This window comes from Thalassobius sp. MITS945101 (assembly GCF_047123305.1).
GTDB lineage: Bacteria > Pseudomonadota > Alphaproteobacteria > Rhodobacterales > Rhodobacteraceae > Thalassobius.
In genome coordinates, this window is record NZ_CP138918.1 from 232,342 (window position 1) to 254,900 (window position 22,559).

Genomic DNA, 22,559 nt, shown 5'->3' on the forward strand with positions numbered 1-22,559 from the left:
TTCTGGTCAGGTCCTTTCAGCCAGTGGCATCCAAGCGCCTTTGTGCTGGAGGGGCAGGACTTCGTCACGGGGGAACAGGCCATGATGTGGAAGAAGGCAATGCTGTTCGATGACTCTGAAATTGCCGCTGCCATCCAAGAGGCGCAGGATCCCGGCAAGCAGAAAGCACTGGGCCGCAAGGTCCGCGGTTTTGATGAGGCCACATGGGACGCCCACAAGCGTCAGATCGTGACCGAAGTCAGCCGCGCCAAGTATCTGCAAAACAAGGGCCTGCGTCGCAAGCTGTTCCAAACCGCGCCAAAGAAGCTGGTCGAAGCCAGCCCGTTTGACGTGATCTGGGGCATCGGCCTGGACGCAGCGGACGCACAGAACACCACCGAAGAATATTGGCCCGGGCAAAACCTGCTGGGGCAGATCCTAACTCAGGTTCGCGAGGAACTCGCTCGCGACTTTCCGGAAGAGGCCCGCGCCTGCGCGGCCGAACCAACGGAGATCGGACATGACTGACTTTACCATCAACAAAGATGCCGAGGGCATCGCCACCATCACCTGGGACACTCAGGGCAAATCCATGAACGTCATGAATGAGCAGGGGTTTTATGACCTCGACGCTCTGGTGGATGACGCGCTGGCGGATGACGCCGTCAAAGGCATCATCATCACCTCGGGCAAAGCGGGCTCTTTTGCTGGCGGCATGGACCTGAACGTGATTGCCAAAATGAAGGAAATGGCGGGCGACAGCCCGGAACAGGGCCTGTTTGACGGGCTGATGAAAATGCACGGCATCCTGCGCAAGATTGAGCGTGCCGGCATGGACCCCAAGACCAACAAAGGCGGCAAGCCTGTGGCCTGTGTGATGCCCGGCACCGCGCTTGGCATTGGCTTTGAGATCCCGCTCAGCTGCCACCGCACCTTTGTCGCCAACAACCCCAAAGCCAAGATCGGCCTGCCGGAAATCATGGTCGGCATCTTCCCCGGCATGGGCGGCACCACCCGTCTGGTCCGCAAGCTGGGTGCCATGGGCGCCTCGCCCTACCTGCTGCAGGGCAAGCAGCTGAACCCCGCCAAAGCCAAGTCTGCCGGTCTGGTGGATGAAGTCTGTGACGATCCGATGGCGGCGGCCCGTGAATGGGTTCTGTCTGAGCCGAAGATCGTGAAGCCCTGGGATGAAAAGGGCTACAAGATGCCTGGCGGTGCCCCCTATCACCCGGCTGGCTTCCAGACCTTTGTGGGGGCCTCCGCGATGGTCAGCGGCAACACCCAAGGCGCCTTCCCGGCCGCCAAGGCCCTGCTCAGCGCAGTTTATGAAGGCGCATTGGTGCCCTTCGACACCGCGATCAAGATTGAGGCCCGCTGGTTTACAAACGTGCTGATGCACCCGTCGTCCTCGGCAATGATCCGGTCGCTCTTCATCAACAAGGAAGCGCTGGAAAAAGGCGCCAACCGCCCTGCCGTTGACGATGAGACCGTCAAGAAAGTCGGCGTTCTGGGCGCAGGCATGATGGGCGCAGGCATTGCGCTGGTTTCAGCTATGGCCGGTATCGAAGTGGTGCTGATCGACCAGAAACAAGAGGCTGCGGACAAAGGCAAAGCCTATACCGAGACCTATCTGGACAAGGGCATCAAACGCGGCAAGGTCAACGCTGAGAAGAAAGAGCAAGTGCTTGGCCTGATCACCGCGACCACCGATTATGCCGCTCTGTCCGACGCCGATCTGATCATCGAAGCCGTGTTCGAAGATGTTGGCATCAAAGCCGAGGTGACCAAAGCGGTTGAGGCTGTGATCTCGGAGGATTGCATCTTTGCCTCCAACACCTCGACCCTGCCGATCACCGGTCTGGCCAAAGCCTCCAGTCGTCCCGAGCAGTTCATCGGCATCCACTTCTTCTCTCCTGTTGAGAAGATGCTGCTGGTGGAGATCATCAAGGGCAAGGAAACCGGCGACCGCGCGGTGGCAAAATCGCTGGATTACGTGCGCCAGATCCGCAAGACCCCGATCGTTGTGAATGACGAACGGTTCTTCTACGCCAACCGCTGCATCATCCCCTACCTGAACGAAGGCGCGCGGATGGTCACCGAAGGAGTTGCCCCGGCGCTGATCGAAAACGCCGCCCGCCAGCTGGGCTTCCCGCTGGGTCCGCTGCAGCTGATCGATGAGACCTCGCTGGAACTGGGTGTGAAGATCTCCAAAGCCACCAAAGCGGCGATGGGCGATGCCTACCCTGCCGATATGGGGCCGGTGGATGATCTGATGTACGCCATGGTCGAAGAGGGCCGTCTGGGCCGCAAATCCGCCGCGGGTTTCTACGCCTATGACGAAAAAGGCAAACGTCAGGGTCTGTGGGAAGGCCTGGGCGACCGTTGCCCGGTGGCGGCGGATCAGCCCTCGCTGATCGACGTGCAGCACCGTCTGATGTTTGCGCAGGTGCTGGAAGCGGTGAAATCGCTGGAAGAGGGCGTGCTGGAAGACATCCGCGAAGGCGACGTCGGCGCGATCCTCGGCTGGGGTTTTGCGCCTTGGTCCGGCGGCCCGTTCAGCTGGCTCGACATCATCGGCACGCCCTATGCGGCAGAGCGCTGCAACGAGTTGGCCGAAGCCTATGGCGCCCGCTTCACCCCGCCTGCCCTGCTGCAGGAAATGGGCGACAAGGGACAAAGCTTCTACGGTCGGTTTGACAAGGCTGCCGCCAAAGCCGCCTGATCCGAAACCGGATGCTTCGGAAACACCGAAACGCGCGCCCACCGGCGCGCGTTTTTCTTTGGCACAGGCCTTGCGGCGCCTTCCCCCTTGCCCGCGTCGACAGACCATGCCACTTCTGCCCCATGTTCTTGACTGAAACCTCTCTGACGGCAGCACAGCCGTTGCGAATTACCACCCCGGCCTGACCTTTCAGGCCGGTCGTTTTTGCATCTTCAGTCACATGGGGCCAGCCCCCGAACATCGGAGGGCCCGCATGCCCCAACCCCCAACCTTGCATTTCTTCTGCGGCAAGCGCTGACAGCGCATATCCTTGACCTGCTGCACTCTGGTTTCTCAGTGGTGCTCGACTTCTCGGCCAACACCGTCGAGAGTCGCAAATGGATGCGCCAGCTGATCGATCAGTCCGGCGCGGCGCATCAATTGCATCTGTTTGACCTGTCCGATGCAGTCTGCCTGACGCGCCTCCAGGCCCGCAATGCCAGCGGCACGCACCGTTTCACCCTGAGCGACGCCCAATTTGCCCAGCTGGCGCAACACTTCTCCCCGCCCCAAGCGGACGAGGGTTTCAACATCCTGCGCCACTGCGGCAGGTGAACCGCTCCGGGGGCCACAGCCCCTTTCAATGATCTTCAAATACTCAATCAGGCGGCCCGCCAAGCCTCAGACGCTGACCGCATCCTCAAACCGGTAGCCAAACCGCGCTATATCCTCGCCGCAAATCTCGGCCAGAAACGCCGCATCCGCGTCCGAATAATAGCTGCGGTAGTCCCGCGTCCGGCTCGACGCATTGGCCTTTGGCAGCGCCAAACGGAACCCCAGATGTGCCTCTAGGTCCGGCAGGTCTTCTTCCAAGTGTTCCAGTCGCAGATAGAGGTCACAAACCTCATTGCCACGGGCATCCGTCATGTAATGCCGCGCAGGCGCTTCTTTCTGCGCCCGCCAGGTCATCGGATGTGACAGAAACCCAGAGAACTCTTCAGACTTCGCCAGCTGCACCGCTGGATGGTCAAAGCCCTGCGCCTGCAGCCAATGATAATAGCTGACCATGCGATCCCAAGGGTTCCGCACCATGGTGAAGGTGAAGTAATGCTCCACCTCCTCCAGGCCGACCAGCCCTTCGATATCCGCCAAAGTCGCGTGTTTCCACAGCCGCCCCCGGGTTTCAGCCCCGCTGAATTTGCGCCGCCGTTTCGCCGCCTTGGGTGTGTCCCCGATCAGCACATCATCCTTCTTCGCGCGCTCCTCCAGCGCCAGCGCCATGGAGGTGCCACCGGTTTTGGGGATGTGGATAAAGATGTACTGACGGCCGTGCGAGATAAACATGTCGCCAAGTTATCCGCTTTGCCCCGGTGCGAAAACCCTGCAAGTCCCGCTGGTGCCGCGCAAACTTCATCCAACACCATCCCGCAACATTCTTGCGCGCATACGCAGTATTACGATCTTTTCATTCCCTACGCATCCGCACAATATGACCCCACCTGCGAAGGAGGAGGATTCCATGGGTTGGATGGCTGACGAAACCGGTCTTGAAAAATGCGACGCAAACTACGTGGCGCTGACACCGCTGTCCTGGCTGAAACGCGCCGCTGTGGTTTTCGCCGACCAGCCTGCGGTGGTCTACGGCAAGCACCGCAAAACCTACGCAGAATACCACAGCCGCGTCAGCCAACTGGCCTCGGGTCTGGTGAAACTGGGGGTGAAACCCGGGGAGGTGGTGGCCACCCTGCTGCCCAATATCCCCGCCCAGGCCGAGGCGCATTTTGGTGTGCCCGCCTGTGGCGCCGTGCTCAACACCATCAACACCCGCCTGGAACCGGAAACCATTGCATATATCCTCGACCATGGCGAAGCCAAGGTGGTGCTCTGTGACCCGCAATTCCTGCCCGTTCTGGCACAGGCACTTGAACTGTTGGAGGGCCCGCCGCCGCAGATCATCGAGGTGGCCGACGATCAGGCCGGCGTCCATGCGCACGGGCACTACATGGAATATGAGGCGCTGCTGGCCTCGGGTGACAGCAGCTTTGACTGGCTGATGCCACAGGACGAATGGGAAAGCATAGCGCTCAACTACACCTCCGGCACCACCGGTCGCCCCAAAGGTGTGGTCTACCACCACCGCGGCGCCTATCTGAACGCCATGAGTCAGGTGATTTCCTGGCGCATGACCCTGCACCCGCGCTACCTGACCATTGTGCCGCTGTTTCACTGCAACGGCTGGTGTCACACCTGGCTGATGCCGGCGATGGGCGGCACCATTATCTGTTGCCGTGACATCACCGCCAAGGCGATCTTTGACGCCATCGCCGATGAAAAGGTCACCCATTTCGGCGGTGCCCCGATTGTTCTGAACACATTGGTCAACGCCCCTGAAACGGACCGCCGCAGCTTTGAGCATGTGGTCGAGGTCTTCACCGCCGGCGCGCCGCCCGCCCCCGCCACCCTGGCCGCGATTGAGCCGATGGGGTTCAACATCACCCAGGTCTACGGGCTGACCGAGGTCTATGGCCCCGCCACAGAATGCACCTGGAAAGACGCCTGGGAACCGCTGCAGGGCGAAGAGCGTGCCGCGATCAAGGCCCGTCAGGGGGTTGCCATGCCCGCCTATGAACACGTCACCGTGGTGGATGAAAACATGCAGCAGATCCCGATGGATGGCCGCACACAGGGCGAAATTGTCTTCCGCGGCAACGGGGTGATGAAAGGCTACCTGAAAAACCCCGACGCCACCGCCGAGGCCTTCAAAGGCGGCTATTTCCATTCCGGTGACATCGCCATCCAGCACCCTGACAGCTTTGTGCAAATCGCCGACCGCGCCAAAGACATCATCATCTCCGGCGGGGAAAACATCTCGTCGGTCGAGGTCGAGGGCGTGCTGATGGGCCACCCCGATGTGCTGCTCTGTGCGGTTGTGGCCAAACCGGATGAAAAATGGGGCGAGGTGCCTTGCGCCTTTGTCGAGTTGAAAGACGGCCATCAAGCAGAAGAGGCCGCGCTGATCACCTTTGCCCGCGAACGTCTGGCCGGTTTCAAAACGCCAAAGAAAGTGGTGTTTCAGGAACTGCCCAAAACCTCCACCGGCAAGATCCAGAAGTTTGAGTTGCGCACGCTGGCAAAAACACTCTGAACCCTCAACGACGGGCCGCTTTCTTCTTGGTCCAAATATCCTGGGGTGAATGCGGTCATTCGCAATGACCGGAGAGGGGCAACGCCCCTCACCCACCAGACCTGCATCCCACATTGCCGCCTGCCACCTGACCGTGCTATCGAAAGGAAAACAGGCAGAGCAGCCGCGCTATGAGCACCGCCCTTAAAAAATACCAACGTCTAGAGGCCACCGGCCTGTGGCGCGCCTCGGCTGAGGCGCAGCGCCGCGAGGTCATTGTCTCGATCGGCAACGCCACGCTGGTGATCACCGATATGCAAGACCGGCCGCTGACCCATTGGTCGTTGCCTGCCCTGGTACGCGCCAACCCCGGTGCATGGCCCGCGCTGTACCATCCCGATGGCGATGAAGCCGAAACTTTGGAATTTGCCGAAGACGAAGCCGAGATGGTCGCCGCCGTCGAGAAACTGCGCGTGGCCATCGACAAACGGCGCCCGCGGCCGGGCCGTCTGCGCTGGCTGATGATGGGGACTTCGCTGGCCTCGGTGCTGGCGGTGGGGGTGTTCTGGTTGCCGGGCGCCTTGGTTGACCATGCGGTTTCGGTGCTGCCGGGCGCCAAACGGGCCGAAATCGGTCAGGCGCTGCTGGCGCAGGTGGAACATGTCGGCGGCCAGCGCTGTGACGCGACGGGGGCCCTGCCCGCGCTCGACCGCCTTGCCACCCGCCTGAATGCGGTGGCCCCCGAAGACCTCAAGATCGCCGTCATTCCCGACGGCCTGCCCGAAGCTGTGATGCTGCCCGGTCAGACCCTTCTGCTCAACAGCCGGTTGCTGGAGGACTACGAGGACCCAGATGTGGCGGCAGGCTACATTCTGGCAGAGGCGCTGCGGGCTGAGGAAACCGACCCGCTGCATGTGCTGCTCTCTGACAACGGATTGCTGGCCAGCCTGACCCTGATGGCCACCGGCGATCTGGATGACGACACCTTGCGCAGCCACGCCGGAACTTTGCTGACCCGCAAGCCCCTCCCGGTGAACAGCGAAGCCCTGCTGCAGGCCTTCCGCATCGCCGAGGTCAAATCCTCCCCCTATGGCTATGCGCTGGATGTCTCGGGCGAAACCAGCCTGCCCCTGATCGAAGCCGATCCTTACCCCGCCGAAGCCCCCCGTCCTGTCCTGAGTGACAGTGACTGGCTGCGGCTGCAGGCGATCTGCGAAGGCTAACCTCGAGCGCAAATCCGGCACCAGAAACGAAAAAGACCGGGCAATGCCCGGCCTTTTAGATGCTCGATTTATTCTGCGTAAACCTTTGCCTTATCTCAGATATGCGTCGCTGAACCCGGCGCGTTTCACCACCGACAGCGCGCCGCGCGCTTGCGAGGCATCCGCGAAGGGGCCAACCACCACCAACTGCACCGCTTTGCCGCCGCGTTTGGCGTTCCAGATCCGCATCGGCAGCCCCTTGGCGGCCAGGTTGCCAGCGGTGCGCTGCGCATTGCCGGGCTGGGCGAACATCGCCACCTGCACATAGGTCGCCTTCGCCGCCTTCGGCTGTGCCTTGGCAACCGCCTTAGGCTGGCTGCGGGCGGCCGGAGTCACAGCAACCGGCTGGCGTGATTTGCTCGACACGGTCGGGGTCGCAGCAATGGCCCCATCCTGCTGGGCGTAGCTGGTATTGGGATAGGTCAGCCCGGGGAAGAACCGGGTGACATCGCGCCCCGAGGCACGGTCAATCAGCTGACGCGGCACGGTCTGGGTCCAGATCAGATCCATCTGCGCCTTACCGGCCAAGGTCTGATGCGCCCGTTTCGGGTTCAGCCGGTCATCGCTCCACACCGGGCGATACCCCTTGGGCACGGTCACGCCTTTTTGAGCGTTCTGCTGATTGGCATAGACATGGCTCGGCACCACGCGGTCGCTGCCACGGGCCACACGGGTGTAGCTCTGTGTCGCGCCAGCGGCGGCCGGATCGCCGGGATCGCGCACCGTCACACCAGAGCCAAGGCGCGGCCCCACCGGCGAAATCGCTTGCGGTCCACAGCGCACACCGGCACCGGTGCCAAGATAGCGTTCGCTGATCGACAGACCACCGGGGCAGGCTGCGACTCCCGCGGGGGCAACAGATACAGGGGCAGCAACCGGCGCTGGTGCCACAACCGCTGTCGGGGCAGCCACAACCGGTTCACGCTGCACCACCCGCTGACGGGGGGCAAAGAGCGACGCCAGCGTAAACCGCGGCTGACGTTGCGTTGTGGCGACCGGCGTGGGCTCTGCTGCGGGGGCAGGCGCGGCGGCGCGCATCGGGGCGGGCAGCGGCAAGGGGTCCGTGGCCGCAGTGCGAGCCGCAGAACGGACCGGCGCAGCAACACGCGCGGGTGCAGGTGCGGGATCGGGCGCAACCGTAATCTCAACCGCTGCGGGTGCCGGATCGGCAATCACCGGCAGGTCCGCAGCCGGGGCCGCCGCAAAGGTGGGTTTCGCGTTACAGATGTGCTGGCGCTGGCGTGTCACACGCGGGATCCAGTCCACCAGACCGCCGGTATTGGCGCGGATAAAGACACATCCCTTGCTGTCGACATACTGGCGTCCGGTGTAATCCGCAGGCGGAAATTCAGCCGGAACTTCTTTTTTTGTACGCGCTTCAGCGCCTTCGGGGAAAAATCCCGCGGCTGCAACAATAAGAGCGGCAGCAACTGCTCGTGTAAAATTCATAAGTGCCCCCACACAATATGTGGAGGCACTCTGCACCAATCAGAGACTCGTGTAAAGAATCAGGGCTTATTTTGTGCCGAACATCCGGTCGCCCGCATCCCCTAGTCCGGGCATGATATAACCTTTTTCGTTCAGCTTCTCATCCAGAGAGGCCGTGACGATCGGCACATCGGGATGGGCTTCCTTCATGCGGGCCACTCCTTCTGGGGCGGCCAACAGGCACATAAAGCGGATGTTTTTGGCGCCCGCCTGCTTCAGCAGATCAATCGCCGCCGCCGAAGAATTGCCGGTTGCCAGCATCGGATCCACGGCGATGACCAGACGGTCTTCCATGTTTTCCGGCACCTTGAAGTAATATTGCACCGGCTCCAGCGTTTCTTCATCACGGTAGAGACCCACAAAACCCACGCGGGCACCGGGGATCAGTTCCAGCACGCCGTCCATCAACCCGTTACCGGCCCGCAGGATCGACACCAGCGCCAGCTTTTTGCCTTTCAACACAGGGGCGTCCATCTCTTCCATCGGGGTCGAGATCCGCTTGGTGGTCAGGGGCATCTCGCGGGTGATCTCATAGGCCAGAAGCTGGCTGATCTCGCGCAGGAGACGGCGGAATTCAGGGGTGGCGGTGTTTTTGTCCCGCATCAGGGTCAGCTTGTGCTGGACCAGCGGGTGATCGACAACTGTCAGATGTTCGCTCATCAGGCTTCCAATCGCTTTTTGATACGGGCCTTTGTATCTGCATCACAGAAGGCCGCGTCAATCGCTGTCATATTCAAAGCTGTGAAATCTTCGGCGCCCCAGCCAAAGGCCTGCTCCAGCATTTCATATTCTTTGGTCATCGTGGTGTGGAAGAAGGGCGGATCGTCGGTCGAGACCGTCACCTTCACACCGGCATCGCGCAGCTTTTTGATCGGGTGATCCTTAATCGAGGGGTAGACCCCCAGCACCACGTTCGAGCCCGGGCAGACCTCCAGCGTCACACCCTCGTCGATGACCCGCTGCATCAGCGCGGCATCCTCGATCACCTGAACACCGTGACCCAGACGCTCCACCTTCAGATCATCCAGCGCCTGACGGATCGATTCCGGCCCGCCCCACTCACCAGCGTGGGTGGTCAGCTGCAGACCAGCCTCACGCGCACAGTCAAAGGCCCATTTGAACGTGCCTTGGGTGAACTGGTTCTCATCGCCGCCCATGCCGAAACCGGTGATGAAATCACTTTTGGTTTCCGCTGCACAAAGCGCAGTCTCTTTGGCCCATTCCCCGCCAAAGTGGCGAATGCAGGTCACAATGCCTTTCAACGTGATGCCATGGGCAGCCTCAGCCTGATCTGCCGCTTCCTGAATGGCGTGCAGATATTCCTTCCACGCCCCCACATCGCGGCCGCCGCAGAAATCGGGGCTGATGAAGCTTTCGGCGTAGATCACACCGTTGGCGGCACATTCTTCCAGCACAGCGGTGGTCAGCCGGGCATAATCCTCGGGGCTCTTCAGAACCGAGGTCGCGGCCTCATAGACGCTCAGGAAATGTACAAAATCCTTGAAGGCATAGCTGCCGTCTTCGTTAAAGACACCCTCAAGGTCGACCTTCTTTTCATGCGCCAGCTGCCGGATAAATGCGGGCGGGGCCGCGCCTTCGTGGTGCAGGTGCAATTCAACTTTGGGAAACTGGTTCCAACTCATAGAAAACTCCGTCCTGGCCCTTCCGCGGCCACATCCAAATGCGCGGCCACCGAGGCCGCAACGTCAACAAAAGCAACCTGCCCAATGCTGCCCGCCCCCTTACCCGCGATCAGCACCGGAGCGCGTTCACGGGTGTGGTCGGTGCCGGGCCAGCTGGGATCATTGCCGTGATCGGCGGTGATCACTAGCATGTCATCTGCGCGCAATCGGGGCAGGATTGAGGCTAGTTCAGCATCAAACCATTCCAGCGCACGTGCATAGCCCGAGATATCGCGGCGATGGCCATAGAGGCTGTCGAACTCCACGAAATTGGCAAAGACAAGGCTGCCGTCTTCGGCTTCGTCCACCAGATCTTTCAGATGGACCATCAGCTGTTCATCCGACCCCTTTCGTAGGTCATCAATGCCACGCATTGAAAAGATGTCGCCGATTTTCCCAACCCCGTAGACTTTGCGGCCCGCGCCCTGAACCCAGTCACACAGAGTGGCTGAGGGCGGCGCGATGGCATAGTCGTGGCGGTTGGTGGTACGGGTGAAGCCGTCGGCTTCAGACCCGATGAAGGGGCGGGCGATTACCCGGCCCACTTTCATCTCATGCAGATAGGGCGCCACGTCCTGACAGAGCTGCAACAGCCGGTCGAGGCCGAAGTGCTCTTCATGGGCGGCAATCTGCAAAACGCTGTCCGCCGAGGTGTAGCAGATCGGCCAGCCAGAACGGATATGTTCGGCGCCAAAATCGGCAATCACCTGCGTGCCCGAGGCATGGCAATTCGCCAGAATCCCATCGGTGCCAGCGTGTTGTGCGATATGTTTGCTCAGCTCTTCGGGGAAGCTGGGCTGCTGATCGGGGAAATAATGCCAATCCCACGGCACCGGCACCCCGGCCAGTTCCCAATGCCCTGAAGGGGTGTCTTTGCCGGGGGAGACTTCGGTCGCCGCGCCCCACAAGCCAGTGGGCTCCGCCCCCAGACCCGGCGCTGTCAGACCCGAGGCCAGCGTCACCGCTTGGCCCAGACCTAGCGCATCCAATGTTGGCAGATTGAGCGGCCCCGAACGGCCCTCTTCACCGCGCGCCTCGGCGCAGCCTTCGGCAATGTGGCCCACGGTGTTCGCCCCGGTGTCCGGCAGCGACCCGTTATAAAACTTGTCGGCATCAGGGGCGCCCCCGATACCGACTGAATCGATCACCACTAAAAATGCGCGCGCCATTCAGCCCACCCTTTCGTAAATTAGAGGAGGCTTTTCAGGGGGAGTCTCACCCAGGCTGATCGCCCCGAGCACCGACTGACAGGCGGCGTCCGCGGCGGCCTCTCGGGCCGCGTGGATTCGCGCCAGCGGTTGGCCCTTTTGCACTTTTGCGCCCAATACTGCAACCTCTGACAGGCCAACAGCCGGATCCACCACATCGCTTTCGCGCTGACGCCCGCCGCCTAACTCAACCACAGCCAGACCCAGCGCATGCCCGTTGATGGCGCTGACATAGCCGTCGGCGGGGGACGCGACCTCGCGGATAACCGGCGCTTCGGGCAGGAATCTGGCCCAATTCTCAACGAATTGCACCGGACCACCCTGTGCGGGCACCATCCGTCCAAAGACCTCGGCCGCCTGTCCGCTGCGGATTGCGGCTCGCATCTTTTCCGCCCCGTCACCGGCGTCTTTGGCCAGCCCGGCATTGGCCAAAGCCACGCCGCCCAACTCGGCTGACAGTTCAAACAGCGGGCCTTCGACCTCTCCGGTCAGCACCCGCATCGAGCTGGCGACTTCCAAAGCGTTGCCCAACTCTGGCGCCAGCGGCTGGTTCATATCGGTGATCAAAGCGGTCGTTGGACAGCCCGCCGCATTGGCCGTGGAAACAAGCGCCTGCGCCAGATCGCGGGCGTCATCCGGCGTTTTCATAAACGCGCCCGAACCCACTTTGACGTCCAGCACCAGCCCTTCCAACCCGGCCGCCAATTTTTTCGACAGGATCGAAGCGGTGATCAGATCTAGGCTTTCGACCGTGCCGGTGACATCGCGTACCGCATAGAGCCGCTTGTCCGCCGGTGCGACCTCCCCCGAGGCCGAGACAATGGCACAGCCCGCCTTGGCAACAACCTGTTTGAACTGCGTTTCCGTCAGTCCGGTGCGATACCCCGGTATGGCCTCCAGCTTGTCCAGCGTGCCGCCCGTGTGGCCCAATCCACGTCCCGAAATCATCGGCACATAGCCGCCACAGGCCGCCAGAGCCGGGGCCAGAACCAGCGACACACAATCGCCCACCCCACCGGTGGAGTGTTTGTCGATCACCGGTCGATCCAGATCCCAGGTCATGACGTCGCCGCTGTCGCGCATGGCAAGGGTCAGGCCCACTCGACCCTCCTCATCCATGCCGTTCAACAGCGCCGCCATTGCAAAGGCACCGGCCTGCGCATCACTGACGGTGCCATCGGACAAACCTTTGGCAAACCAACGCAATTCCTCACGAGTGACCCGCTGTTTCTCGCGCAGCTTGACGATGATCGCGCGGGCATCCATGACTCAGCTCCGCTCCATATGGGTGGCGTCAAAGGCCCCCGGCAACAGGTCGCCAATGGTCGTGGCCGCCGACAGGCCGTCGGTTGTGGTCAACGTCACCGTAACGTCACGCGCGCCAAACTCGGCCAGCTTCTGACGGCAGCCACCACAGGGCGCAACAGGTGCGGGGCTATCGGCGATGACCAGCGCTTCGACCAGTTCGGTTTCGCCAGCAGCCACCATCGCGGCGATTGCGCCAGCTTCGGCGCAGATGCCTTCGGGGTAGGCGGCGTTTTCCACGTTGCAGCCCTGATAGATGGTGCCGCTTTTGCCAACGATGGCCGCGCCAACCTTGAAGTTGGAATAGGGTGCATGGGCGTTTTCGCGCACTTCGGTTGCGGCTTTCAGCAGGGTGTCGAGCTGGGACATATCGGGCCTCCTTGGTTTCTTCTGTTATATAGGGTGCATGTGACCCTGTTTTGTCGGCGATTCCACTGGCAAATCGGGCAATTTTTGACCGAATGGAAAATCTTTGACCAAACGCCCCGCATTTGCAAGCATCCTGTTAGCGCTAAGCTGAAATCAGCATCTTTCCCCGACGACATGAATAGTTTAACGCTAAACTAACAGATTTTGAGAGGCCGAGAAGATGTCCGACAGCCAGAACGAGAACCTGCGCCAGGCAGCGCTTTTCTACCACGAACATCCCAAGCCGGGGAAGCTGGAGGTGCGCGCCACCAAGCCGCTGGCCAACGGCCGCGATCTGGCCCGCGCCTATAGCCCCGGCGTGGCTGAGGCCTGTCTGGAAATCAAATCCGAACCTTCCGACGCCAGCCGCTACACCGCGCGGGGCAATCTGGTGGGGGTTGTGTCCAACGGCTCCGCCGTTTTGGGCCTTGGCAACATCGGCGCGCTGGCCTCCAAGCCGGTGATGGAAGGCAAGGCCGTTCTGTTCAAGAAATTCGCCAATATCGACTGTTTCGACATCGAGGTCGAAGAGAAAGACCCCGAGAAACTGGCCGAAATTGTCTGTTCTCTGGAGCCGACCTTTGGCGCGATCAACCTAGAAGACATCAAAGCCCCCGACTGTTTCATCGTGGAAAAGATCTGCCGGGAAAAAATGAACATCCCCGTCTTCCACGACGACCAGCACGGCACCGCAATTGTGGTTGGGGCCGCGGCAACCAATGCGTTGGAAGTGGCTGGAAAACGGTTTGAGGACATCAAAATCGTCTCCACTGGTGGTGGCGCGGCGGGCATCGCCTGCCTCAACATGCTGCTGAAACTGGGTGTGAAACGGGAAAACGTTTGGCTCTGCGATATCGACGGTCTGGTCTATGAGGGCCGCACCAGTGAGATGACACCGCAGAAGGCAGAATATGCCCAAGCCAGCGACAAACGCACGCTGGATGAGGTGATCGACGGCGCCGATATGTTCCTGGGCCTCTCTGGCCCCGGCGTGTTGAAGCCTGAAATGGTGGCCAAGATGGCGGATCGCCCGATCATCTTTGCGCTGGCAAACCCAACGCCGGAAATCATGCCGGAAGAGGCCCGCAAAGTGGCCCCTGAAGCGATCATCGCCACCGGCCGCAGCGACTTCCCCAACCAGGTGAACAACGTGCTGTGCTTCCCGTTCATCTTCCGCGGCGCACTGGATGTGGGCGCGACCGAGATCAACGACGAGATGTGCGTCGCCTGTGTACAGGGCATCGCCGAACTGGCCCGCGCCACCACCTCAGCCGAGGCGGCAGCGGCCTATCAGGGCGAACAGCTGACCTTTGGTTGCGATTACCTGATCCCAAAACCCTTTGATCCACGTCTTGTCGGCGTTGTGTCCGCCGCCGTGGCGAAGGCTGCGATGGACAGTGGCGTAGCAACCCGCCCGATCGAGGATCTGGAGGCTTATAAACACAAGCTGGATCAGTCGGTCTTCAAATCCGCGCTGCTAATGCGGCCGCTGTTCGAAGCGGCCCGTGTGGCCTCGCGCCGGATCATCTTTGCCGAGGGCGAAGACGAACGTGTTCTGCGCGCCGCACAGGCCATTCTGGAAGAGACCACCGAAACCCCGATCCTGATTGGTCGCCCCGAGGTATTGGAAGCACGCTGCGAACGCGCAGGCCTGACGATCCGTCCGGGTCACGACTTCGAGTTTGTGAACCCCGAAAACGATCCGCGCTATTTCGACTACTGGAACACCTATCACGAGTTGATGGAGCGCAAGGGCGTCACCCCTGATATCGCCAAGGCGATCATGCGCACCAACACCACCGCCATTGGTGCCGTAGCCGTCCAGCGCGGCGAGGCCGACAGCCTCATCTGCGGCACCTTCGGCGAATACCGTTGGCATCTGGACTACATACAGCAGATCCTTGGCACCGAACGGCTGACCCCACATGGGGCACTGTCGCTGATGATCCTGGAAGACGGCCCGCTGTTCATTGCCGACACCCAGGTGAATGAACTGCCGACCCCCGAGCAAGTGGCCCGCATTGTCGAAGGCGCAGCCCGTCACGTGCGCCGCTTCGGTCTGGAGCCGAACATCGCCCTGTGCTCCCAGAGCCAGTTCGGCAACCACAAAGAAGGTTCCGGCAAACGTCTGCGCGAAGCGCTGGAGATCCTCGACAGCCGTAACCCCGACTTCTGCTACGAAGGCGAGATGAACGTCGATGTGGCGTTGGATCCGGAATTGCGTCAGCGCATCTTCCCCCGCTCCCGGATGCAGGGCGCGGCCAACGTGCTGGTCTTTGCCCATGCCGACGCGGCATCGGGCGTGCGCAACATCCTGAAAATGCGTGCCGACGGTCTGGAGGTTGGTCCGATCCTGATGGGCATGGGCAACAAGGCGCACATCGTCAGCCCATCGATCACTGCCCGCGGCCTGTTGAACATGGCCGCCATCGCCGGCACCCCTGTGGATCACTATGGGTAACCCCCATCACATCGCAGATTGATGAAACGCCCTGTCGGAATCATCCGGTGGGGCGTAACTTTGCAAACCCCGTGGGAATTGCCCGGCATTTCTTGCAGAATTTGCGGCTTTGCAAAACTTTGCAGGGCAGTTTTGGCCAATTCTGCAAATTTTTGCGCAATTCTGTCGCTGTTGGCGGCAACATCCTTGCCTCAGCGGAAACCCCTCCCCTACACCTTAGATAAGAAATTCAGGAGGAGGCATCTGATGACATATAAAGAGGTCTATGAGGGCTGGAAGGCCGACCCCGAGGCATTCTGGCTGGAGGCGGCCAAAGAGATCGACTGGATCGACGCCCCGACCAAGGCCCTGCATGATGAGAACGCACCTCTTTATGAGTGGTTCAAAGACACCAAGCTGAACGCCTGCTGGAACGCCGTGGACCGCCATGTCGAAGGCGGACGCGGCGATCAGGTTGCCATCATCCACGACAGCCCAGTCACCGGTTCCAAGAAATGGATCACCTATGTGGAGCTGCGCAACCGAGTGGCCATGCTGGCGGGTGCGCTGAAGGCAAAAGGCATCGAAAAAGGCGACCGCGTCATCATTTACATGCCGATGATCCCCGAAGCGCTGGAGGCCATGCTGGCCTGCGCCCGTCTGGGGGCGGTGCATTCGGTGGTGTTTGGCGGCTTTGCCTCCAACGAGCTGGCAGTGCGCATTGACGATGCCAAACCCAAGGCGATCATCGCCGCCTCCTGCGGCATCGAGCCGGGCCGCACGGTGCACTATAAACCGCTGCTGGATGGCGCCATTGAACTGGCCGAACACAAGCCAGATTTCACCGTGATTTTCCAACGTGAAAACGAGGTGGCCGAGCTGATCGAAGGCCGCGACTACAACTGGCACGGCTTCCAATACGGGGTTGCGCCAGCAGACTGTGAACCGGTCGAAGGCGACCACCCCGCCTATATCCTTTACACCTCCGGCACCACCGGTCAGCCCAAGGGCGTTGTGCGCCCGACGGCAGGCCATCTGGTGGCGCTGAACTGGACCATGAAAAACCTCTACAACGTCGATCCAGGCGATGTGTTCTGGGCGGCCTCGGATGTGGGTTGGGTCGTGGGCCACAGCTATATCTGTTACGGCCCCCTTGTGGCGGGCAACACCACCGTGGTGTTCGAAGGCAAACCCATCGGAACCCCTGACGCCGGCACCTTCTGGCGGGTAATCGAAGAGCACAAGGTCAAAAGCTTCTTTACCGCCCCCACCGCCTTCCGCGCGGTGAAGCGAGAGGATCCCAAAGGCGAATTTGTCACCAAATACGACCTTTCCTGCCTGAAGCAGGTCTATCTGGCGGGGGAACGTGCGGACCCCGACACCATCATCTGGGCACAAGACCAGCTGAAGGTCCCGGTGATCGACCACTGGTGGCAAACCGAAACCGGCTGGTGCATCGCGGGCAACCCTCTCGGCATTGAAGAACTGCCCACCAAACTCGGCAGTCCCGCTGTGCCTCTGCCCGGCTATGACGTGCAGATCCTCGACGAAGGCGGCCACCCGATGAAAGCGGGCGAACTGGGTGCAATTGCCATCAAGTTGCCGTTGCCCCCTGGCACCCTGCCGACCCTGTGGAACGCCGAAGAGCGGTTCAAGTCCTCCTACCTCACCACCTTCCCCGGCTACTATGAAACCGGCGATGCGGGTATGATTGATGAGGACGGCTACCTCTCGATCATGGCGCGCACCGATGACGTCATCAACGTGGCTGGCCACCGCCTTTCGACCGGCGGCATGGAAGAGGTGTTGGCCGCCCATCCCGACGTGGCCGAATGTGCCGTGATCGGCGTCTCGGACGATCTGAAAGGGCAATTGCCGATGGGCTTCCTCTGCCTCAACGCCGGCTGCAACCGCCCACATGACGCGGTGGTGAAAGAGGTGGTCAAACTGGTGCGCGAAAAGATCGGCCCTGTGGCGGCGTTCAAGCTGGCCACCGTGGTGGACCGCCTGCCCAAGACCCGTTCCGGCAAGATCCTGCGCGGCACCATGGTTTCGATTGCGGATGGCAAGGCTTACAAAATGCCCGCCACCATCGATGATCCTGCCATTCTGGATGAGATCAAACTGGCCCTGCAGGGCCTAGGCTACGCCAAAGGCTGATTGATCCACACATGAAAGAACCAGAAACCGCGCCCCATACCGGGTGCGGTTTTTTCTTGCTGGATCACTCCACCTGCAACAGTGCGGGATCTTTTCCTGTGGCCCGCCAGATAGGGGTCAGTTCCTGCAGGCTCTGGGCTTGCGACGGCTCCACCCGTAACGCTTCCAAATAGGCCTCGATCGCCGTCTCGTCCTCGCCAGCCGCAGCCGCCATCCGCGCCCGCAGACGCCAGGCGGGCCAGTGGACCGCCCCCTCGGCCAGCAACGGCGCAAGAACCTCCAGCGCCTCCGCAACCGCACCGGTGGCGTTCAGCGTGGTGGCCAGATTGTAAAGCCCATTGTCATAGTCCGGATGCAGCGCAACCAGCGCCCGCATCTGCGTTAAGGCCGCCTGCGTCGCGCCGCTGAAATACAGCACATTGGCGTAGGCCTGCAGCAGCATGGCGTTGTCAGGTGCCCGCTTCAAACCCGCCTCGGCCGCGGCAAGCGCCACTTCATACCGGCCGGCGTTCAACCCCGCCCGCGCCAGCGCAAGATAGGGTTCATGTCCCGCAAAATCCGCCCGTCCCAACACCTGCTGCAACAGGTCGGTGGCATCGCTGTGGCGGAAATTGCTGTACTTCAACGTCGCCACTGCCCGTGCCAACAATGCCTCATCGGCGCTAAATCCCTGATCCGGGTAAAGCAGATGCACCCCCGTCACATCGGCTGGCACCTTCTGCATCGGCATCACCAATGCCTGTTTCGACCCCGGATCGCGCTGGATCTTGTGATCGGTCATCGTGGTATGGATCACATCCTGCGTCCGCCGCGTCGGCATGTGACAGGCGACACAATCACCCTGCGCTCCGACCTCGGGATGCGCATAGCCCGAGGCCAGCTGCGGCCGCCCGGCCTGGTCCACCTCATGGCAACTCAGACAGATCTGGCGGTAATGATCGGCCCGCTCCGCCACTGGCACCTTGCGATGGGGATCATGGCAAGTCAGACAGCCCAAGGGTGCTTCGGAATCCTGGGTTCCCAGAAAACAGGCGCTTTGTTCCAGCCGGTAAGGGTGGTGGTTGATGTCAAACCGCTGGCTCTGCCGCCGCTTGCTATCCGTAATGTCGAGGAAGACCTTGAAGTCCTGCAACTCCTCCCCTGGCCGGAAGGAATAAGCGCCGCGTCCCATCCGCAACTCTGGCGTGACCGCCACAGAGGGCTGCATGTGGCAGCCATAACAGATGCCATACAGCTGGGTGTTGGACAGATCCGCCGGGTTCACAATGCTGGCTTTGATACGATCGGTGTCCGGCGCGTCACCATAAACCTCGGCCAGATGTGCCGCACCGGGACCATGACAGCGCTGACAGCCGATCCCTTCCGGCAGGCTGGCAGGAAACACTTCCGGCATCCCGTCCGCATCGCTGCCCTTCGCCACCTCGGGAAAGCCGTTGTGACAGGCCATGCACCGCCGACGCACCTGTCGCCCCACCCCGGGGTGATCGGCAAACTCAAACCCCGGCGACATTTCCCAGAACCCACCATCCAGCGTGTACCACGCCAAGGGCAACTGCCGCAGCTCGCCGCTGCTGGTACGATAAAGATACACCCGTGAATGATGACCCGAGCCCATGATCCAGTCGACCCTCCGTTCAAAAAGGTGAATCCGGTCCCCCGCGACATTCCTCTGGTAGCGGCGGAACCAATAGGCGTCCTCCCGCCGTTCCATCTCATAATACCGTCTGGAAGGGGCATGATAGAACCGGGCGATCCCATCCCCGTCAAACCGCTCGATAACCTCGGCACCCCGCGCCGCATAGAAACTTTTGCCCATGCCAACCTGCTGGAAACTGTCCCATTTCTCGGCATGACAGCCGGCACATTCCGCGTCCGGCACGTAGCCCGCCGCTGCTCCGGCGGTAACAGCGATCCCCATCTCCGCCAACTCAGGATGGGCAACCACGCCAGGCGCCTGCGCCACTGTCTTTGGCTGCTCAACTGGCTCTGCAATGCCCGGGGCCAGCAGCGCAATCTGCACCATCCCCGCAAGCAGCCCCGCTAATGGCAGGCGCATGGCTCCTCCGTGCACGTGTCCGTGCGAATAAAACAACGTTGTCAAAAGATTACGGCGCGCGCGCCACGCCGACAAGCCTCGCAACATAACACGGACACGCCCGCATTTCTTCTTGGTCGAAATATCCCCGCCGGAGGCATGGGCCGCAGGCCCATTCCCCTCCTGTCAGCTACGCTCAGACAAACTGTTCACGCAGCAGCCGTTCTTCCAGCCCGTGCCCGGGGTCAAACAGCAGCCGATGGGCAATCTCGGGTTCCGAACGGATCTCTACTGTGACCACATTCTGCACAAGATGGCTGTCTGCCTCGGCCATCACCGGGCGTTTCTCCGCCTCGATAACGTCAAAGCGCACCTGCGCAGTAGAGGGCAGCAACGCCCCGCGCCAGCGCCGCGGGCGGAAGGGTGCAATGGCCGTCAGCGCCAGCACATCCGAGCCAATCGGCAGGATCGGCCCATGGGCCGAATAGTTATAGGCTGTGGACCCCGCCGGTGTCGCAATCAGCGCCCCGTCGCAGACCAGCTCCTCCATCCGCAACCGTCCGTCAATGGTGATCCGCAGCTTGGCCGCCTGCGAGCCGGACCGCAGCACCGAGACCTCGTTCAGCGCCAGCGCCCGATGGGTTGACCCATCCGCGCAGGTGGCCTGCATCGACAATGGATGAATCACCGCTTCCTCGGCGTCCCTGACCCGTTCCACCAGATCGCTTTCGGAATATTCATTCATCAAAAAGCCAACCGTGCCCCGGTTCATCCCGTAAACTGGTTTGCCCAGAGACTGCATGCGATGCAGCGCCTCCAGCATAAAACCATCGCCGCCAAGGGCCACAATCACATCCGCCTCAGCCTCCTCCACATTGCCATAACGCCCCACCAGGGCGGCACGTCCCGTTTGGGCGGAGGGGCTGTCACTGGCGACAAAAGCAATTTTCATAATTCAACCGGCCCGCTGTGGCTTTGTATGAGTTTCCGATAGGCGTCATTGGTGCCGATCGAAACACAAGTTTTCAAGAAGCACCACCCCTGCCGCCAACACACGCCACTTGGTCGCATTCATAGCTTTCCGATTCATGATAATTCCGTTACCTAGCCGCCAAACCTATCCCGTGACCCAGCCATGACGGAGCGTCCCATGTCCGATACCGGTTTCTTCACCGAAAGCCTTTCCTCCCGCGATCCCGAGCTGTTCGGCTCGATCACCGATGAGCTGGGTCGCCAGCGCAACGAGATCGAATTGATCGCTTCGGAGAACATTGTCTCTGCCGCCGTTATGGAAGCACAGGGCACGGTTCTGACCAACAAATACGCCGAAGGCTACCCGGGTCGCCGCTACTACGGTGGCTGCCAGCACGTGGATGTGGCTGAAAACCTGGCGATTGAGCGCGCCAAAGAACTGTTTGGCTGTGAGTTCGCCAATGTGCAGCCGAACTCGGGTTCGCAGGCGAACCAGGGTGCCTTCATGTCGATGATCAAACCCGGCGACACCATCCTGGGCATGAACCTGGCCTCCGGTGGCCACCTGACCCACGGCGCCGCGCCGAACCAGTCGGGCAAGTGGTTCAACGCCGTTCAGTACGGTGTGCGCAAGCAGGACAACCTGATCGACTATGACGAAGTGGCCGCCCTGGCCCGCGAACACAAGCCGGCGCTGATCATTGCTGGTGGTTCTGCCATCCCGCGTCAGATCGACTTTGCCAAGTTCCGTGAGATCGCTGATGAGGTCGGTGCCTACCTGATGGTGGACATGGCCCACTTCGCCGGTCTGGTTGCTGCGGGTGAACACCCCTCGCCCTTCCCCTATGCGGATGTGGCCACCACCACCACCCACAAGACCCTGCGCGGTCCCCGTGGCGGCATGATCCTGACCAACAACGCCGATCTGGCCAAGAAGATCAACTCGGCTATCTTCCCCGGCATTCAGGGTGGCCCGCTGATGCATGTGATCGCCGCCAAAGCGGTTGCCTTTGGCGAAGCGCTGCGCCCCGAGTTCAAAGAGTACCAGAAGCAGGTGCGCGCCAACGCCGTTGCGCTGGCCGATCAGCTGATGAAGGGTGGCCTGGACATCGTCACCGGTGGCACCGACACCCATGTGATGCTGGTGGACCTGCGCCCCAAAGGAGTGAAAGGCAACGCCACCGAAAAGGCCCTGGGCCGCGCCCATATCACCTGCAACAAAAACGGCATCCCGTTTGACCCGGAAAAGCCGATGGTCACCTCGGGCATCCGTCTGGGCACCCCTGCCGGCACCACCCGCGGCTTTGGTGAGGCAGAGTTCCGCCAGATCGCAGACTGGATTGTCGAAGTTGTCGACGGCCTGGCCGCCAACGGTGAAGAGGGCAACGGTGAGGTCGAAGCCAAGGTGAAAGCCGAAGTTGAAGCCTTCTGCGCCAACTTCCCGATGTACCCGAACCTGTAAGCCGCCCCGCTGTCAGGTCTGACTGTCAAAATGCAAAACCCCCGGTCCATTTGGCCGGGGGTTTTCTTTAGAACCAGAAGCGGTTGAGCTGTCGCCGGTTTTCCGCTTCGATTGCGGCCTGCTGGCGGCGTTGCTGTTCCAGATAAGCCTCATGCCGCGCGGCCTGCGAGAGGCTCCCGTTCCAGGATGCATCTTTCTGTTGTTGGTGTCGACGCGTCAGTTTTCCAAACATTTCACAATCTCCTGTATCAAATGTCTGGTCTTAATATGTGCATCTTTTACTGCCTTTACAGCCACGTTTCGCCTTGCCCTTTGTAAGCTAAGCTTACGTAT

At 61.1% G+C, this 22,559-nt stretch carries 18 protein-coding genes; 8 read left to right on the forward strand and 10 right to left on the reverse strand.

Annotation, left to right across the window (positions count from 1 at the left end):
* Positions 1–42: 42 nt before the first annotated feature.
* The 3 genes from SIC14_RS01185 (at position 43) to SIC14_RS01195 (ending at position 3,295) form a co-directional block, all read left to right on the forward strand.
* Positions 43–507, forward strand: a complete 465-nt coding sequence (locus tag SIC14_RS01185; protein ID WP_412565803.1) for an NADAR family protein — start codon at positions 43–45, stop codon at positions 505–507.
* Positions 500–2,701 (forward strand): 3-hydroxyacyl-CoA dehydrogenase NAD-binding domain-containing protein, encoded by a 2,202-nt coding sequence (locus tag SIC14_RS01190; protein WP_412564027.1) that lies wholly within the window; start codon positions 500–502, stop codon positions 2,699–2,701. Before SIC14_RS01185 ends, SIC14_RS01190 begins: the two co-directional genes overlap by 8 nt.
* A 204-nt stretch (positions 2,702–2,905) precedes the next feature.
* Positions 2,906–3,295 (forward strand): AAA family ATPase, encoded by a 390-nt coding sequence (locus tag SIC14_RS01195; protein ID WP_412564028.1) that lies wholly within the window; start codon positions 2,906–2,908, stop codon positions 3,293–3,295.
* A 66-nt stretch (positions 3,296–3,361) separates the two neighbouring features.
* On the opposite strand, the gene SIC14_RS01200 is transcribed toward SIC14_RS01195, so the two are convergent.
* On the reverse strand, positions 3,362–4,024 hold the full coding sequence (locus tag SIC14_RS01200) for a sulfotransferase family 2 domain-containing protein (RefSeq protein ID WP_412564029.1): 663 nt from the start codon (positions 4,022–4,024) through the stop codon (positions 3,362–3,364).
* 175 nt (positions 4,025–4,199) lie between these two features.
* Between SIC14_RS01200 and SIC14_RS01205 the strand changes: the two genes are divergently transcribed.
* Together SIC14_RS01205 and SIC14_RS01210 are read left to right on the forward strand one after the other, a co-directional pair.
* Positions 4,200–5,825, forward strand: a complete 1,626-nt coding sequence (locus tag SIC14_RS01205) for an AMP-binding protein (RefSeq protein ID WP_412564030.1) — start codon at positions 4,200–4,202, stop codon at positions 5,823–5,825.
* A gap of 170 nt (positions 5,826–5,995) precedes the next feature.
* Positions 5,996–7,027 (forward strand): hypothetical protein, encoded by a 1,032-nt coding sequence (locus tag SIC14_RS01210; RefSeq protein ID WP_412564031.1) that lies wholly within the window; start codon positions 5,996–5,998, stop codon positions 7,025–7,027.
* 90 nt (positions 7,028–7,117) lie between these two features.
* Here the strand turns inward: SIC14_RS01210 and SIC14_RS01215 are convergent, their stop codons facing one another.
* The 6 genes from SIC14_RS01215 to SIC14_RS01240 all read right to left on the reverse strand — a co-directional run bounded on the left by SIC14_RS01215 (position 7,118) and on the right by SIC14_RS01240 (position 13,118).
* On the reverse strand, positions 7,118–8,515 hold the full coding sequence (locus SIC14_RS01215) for an SPOR domain-containing protein (protein ID WP_412564032.1): 1,398 nt from the start codon (positions 8,513–8,515) through the stop codon (positions 7,118–7,120).
* 66 nt (positions 8,516–8,581) lie between these two features.
* Positions 8,582–9,214: a uracil phosphoribosyltransferase gene (upp, locus tag SIC14_RS01220; protein ID WP_412564033.1), complete on the reverse strand. Its 633-nt coding sequence runs from the start codon at positions 9,212–9,214 to the stop codon at positions 8,582–8,584.
* Positions 9,214–10,197, reverse strand: coding sequence for an adenosine deaminase (locus SIC14_RS01225; RefSeq protein WP_412564034.1), 984 nt, complete (start codon positions 10,195–10,197; stop codon positions 9,214–9,216). Before SIC14_RS01225 ends, upp begins: the two co-directional genes overlap by 1 nt.
* Positions 10,194–11,405 carry a phosphopentomutase gene (locus SIC14_RS01230; protein ID WP_412564035.1) on the reverse strand — a complete coding sequence of 404 codons (1,212 nt, stop codon included), beginning with the start codon at positions 11,403–11,405 and terminating at the stop codon, positions 10,194–10,196. The genes SIC14_RS01225 and SIC14_RS01230 overlap by 4 nt, the downstream gene beginning before the upstream one ends.
* Positions 11,406–12,710 carry a thymidine phosphorylase gene (locus tag SIC14_RS01235; protein WP_412564036.1) on the reverse strand — a complete coding sequence of 435 codons (1,305 nt, stop codon included), beginning with the start codon at positions 12,708–12,710 and terminating at the stop codon, positions 11,406–11,408. It abuts the gene before it with no gap.
* Positions 12,711–12,713: 3 nt separating this feature from the next.
* Positions 12,714–13,118, reverse strand: coding sequence for a cytidine deaminase (locus tag SIC14_RS01240; protein ID WP_412564037.1), 405 nt, complete (start codon positions 13,116–13,118; stop codon positions 12,714–12,716).
* A gap of 220 nt (positions 13,119–13,338) precedes the next feature.
* Between SIC14_RS01240 and SIC14_RS01245 the strand changes: the two genes are divergently transcribed.
* Positions 13,339–15,618, forward strand: a complete 2,280-nt coding sequence (locus SIC14_RS01245) for an NADP-dependent malic enzyme (RefSeq protein ID WP_412564038.1) — start codon at positions 13,339–13,341, stop codon at positions 15,616–15,618.
* Positions 15,619–15,864: 246 nt separating this feature from the next.
* A complete protein-coding gene (gene prpE / locus SIC14_RS01250; protein WP_412564039.1) occupies positions 15,865–17,757 on the forward strand; it encodes a propionate-CoA ligase PrpE in 1,893 nt (630 codons plus the stop codon).
* A gap of 64 nt (positions 17,758–17,821) precedes the next feature.
* Here prpE and SIC14_RS01255 read toward each other — a convergent pair whose 3' ends face one another.
* Both SIC14_RS01255 and SIC14_RS01260 read right to left on the reverse strand, forming a co-directional pair.
* Complete coding sequence (locus SIC14_RS01255; protein WP_412564040.1) at positions 17,822–19,813, reverse strand: cytochrome c3 family protein; 1,992 nt, start codon at positions 19,811–19,813, stop codon at positions 17,822–17,824.
* Between the two features lie 175 nt (positions 19,814–19,988).
* A complete protein-coding gene (locus SIC14_RS01260) occupies positions 19,989–20,744 on the reverse strand; it encodes an NAD kinase (protein WP_412564041.1) in 756 nt (251 codons plus the stop codon).
* A gap of 198 nt (positions 20,745–20,942) precedes the next feature.
* Here SIC14_RS01260 and glyA point away from each other — a divergent pair, with 198 nt between their 5' ends.
* Positions 20,943–22,226 (forward strand): serine hydroxymethyltransferase, encoded by a 1,284-nt coding sequence (gene glyA / locus SIC14_RS01265; protein WP_412564042.1) that lies wholly within the window; start codon positions 20,943–20,945, stop codon positions 22,224–22,226.
* Between the two features lie 67 nt (positions 22,227–22,293).
* Here the strand turns inward: glyA and SIC14_RS01270 are convergent, their stop codons facing one another.
* Complete coding sequence (locus SIC14_RS01270; RefSeq protein WP_412564043.1) at positions 22,294–22,458, reverse strand: hypothetical protein; 165 nt, start codon at positions 22,456–22,458, stop codon at positions 22,294–22,296.
* Positions 22,459–22,559 lie beyond the last annotated feature (101 nt).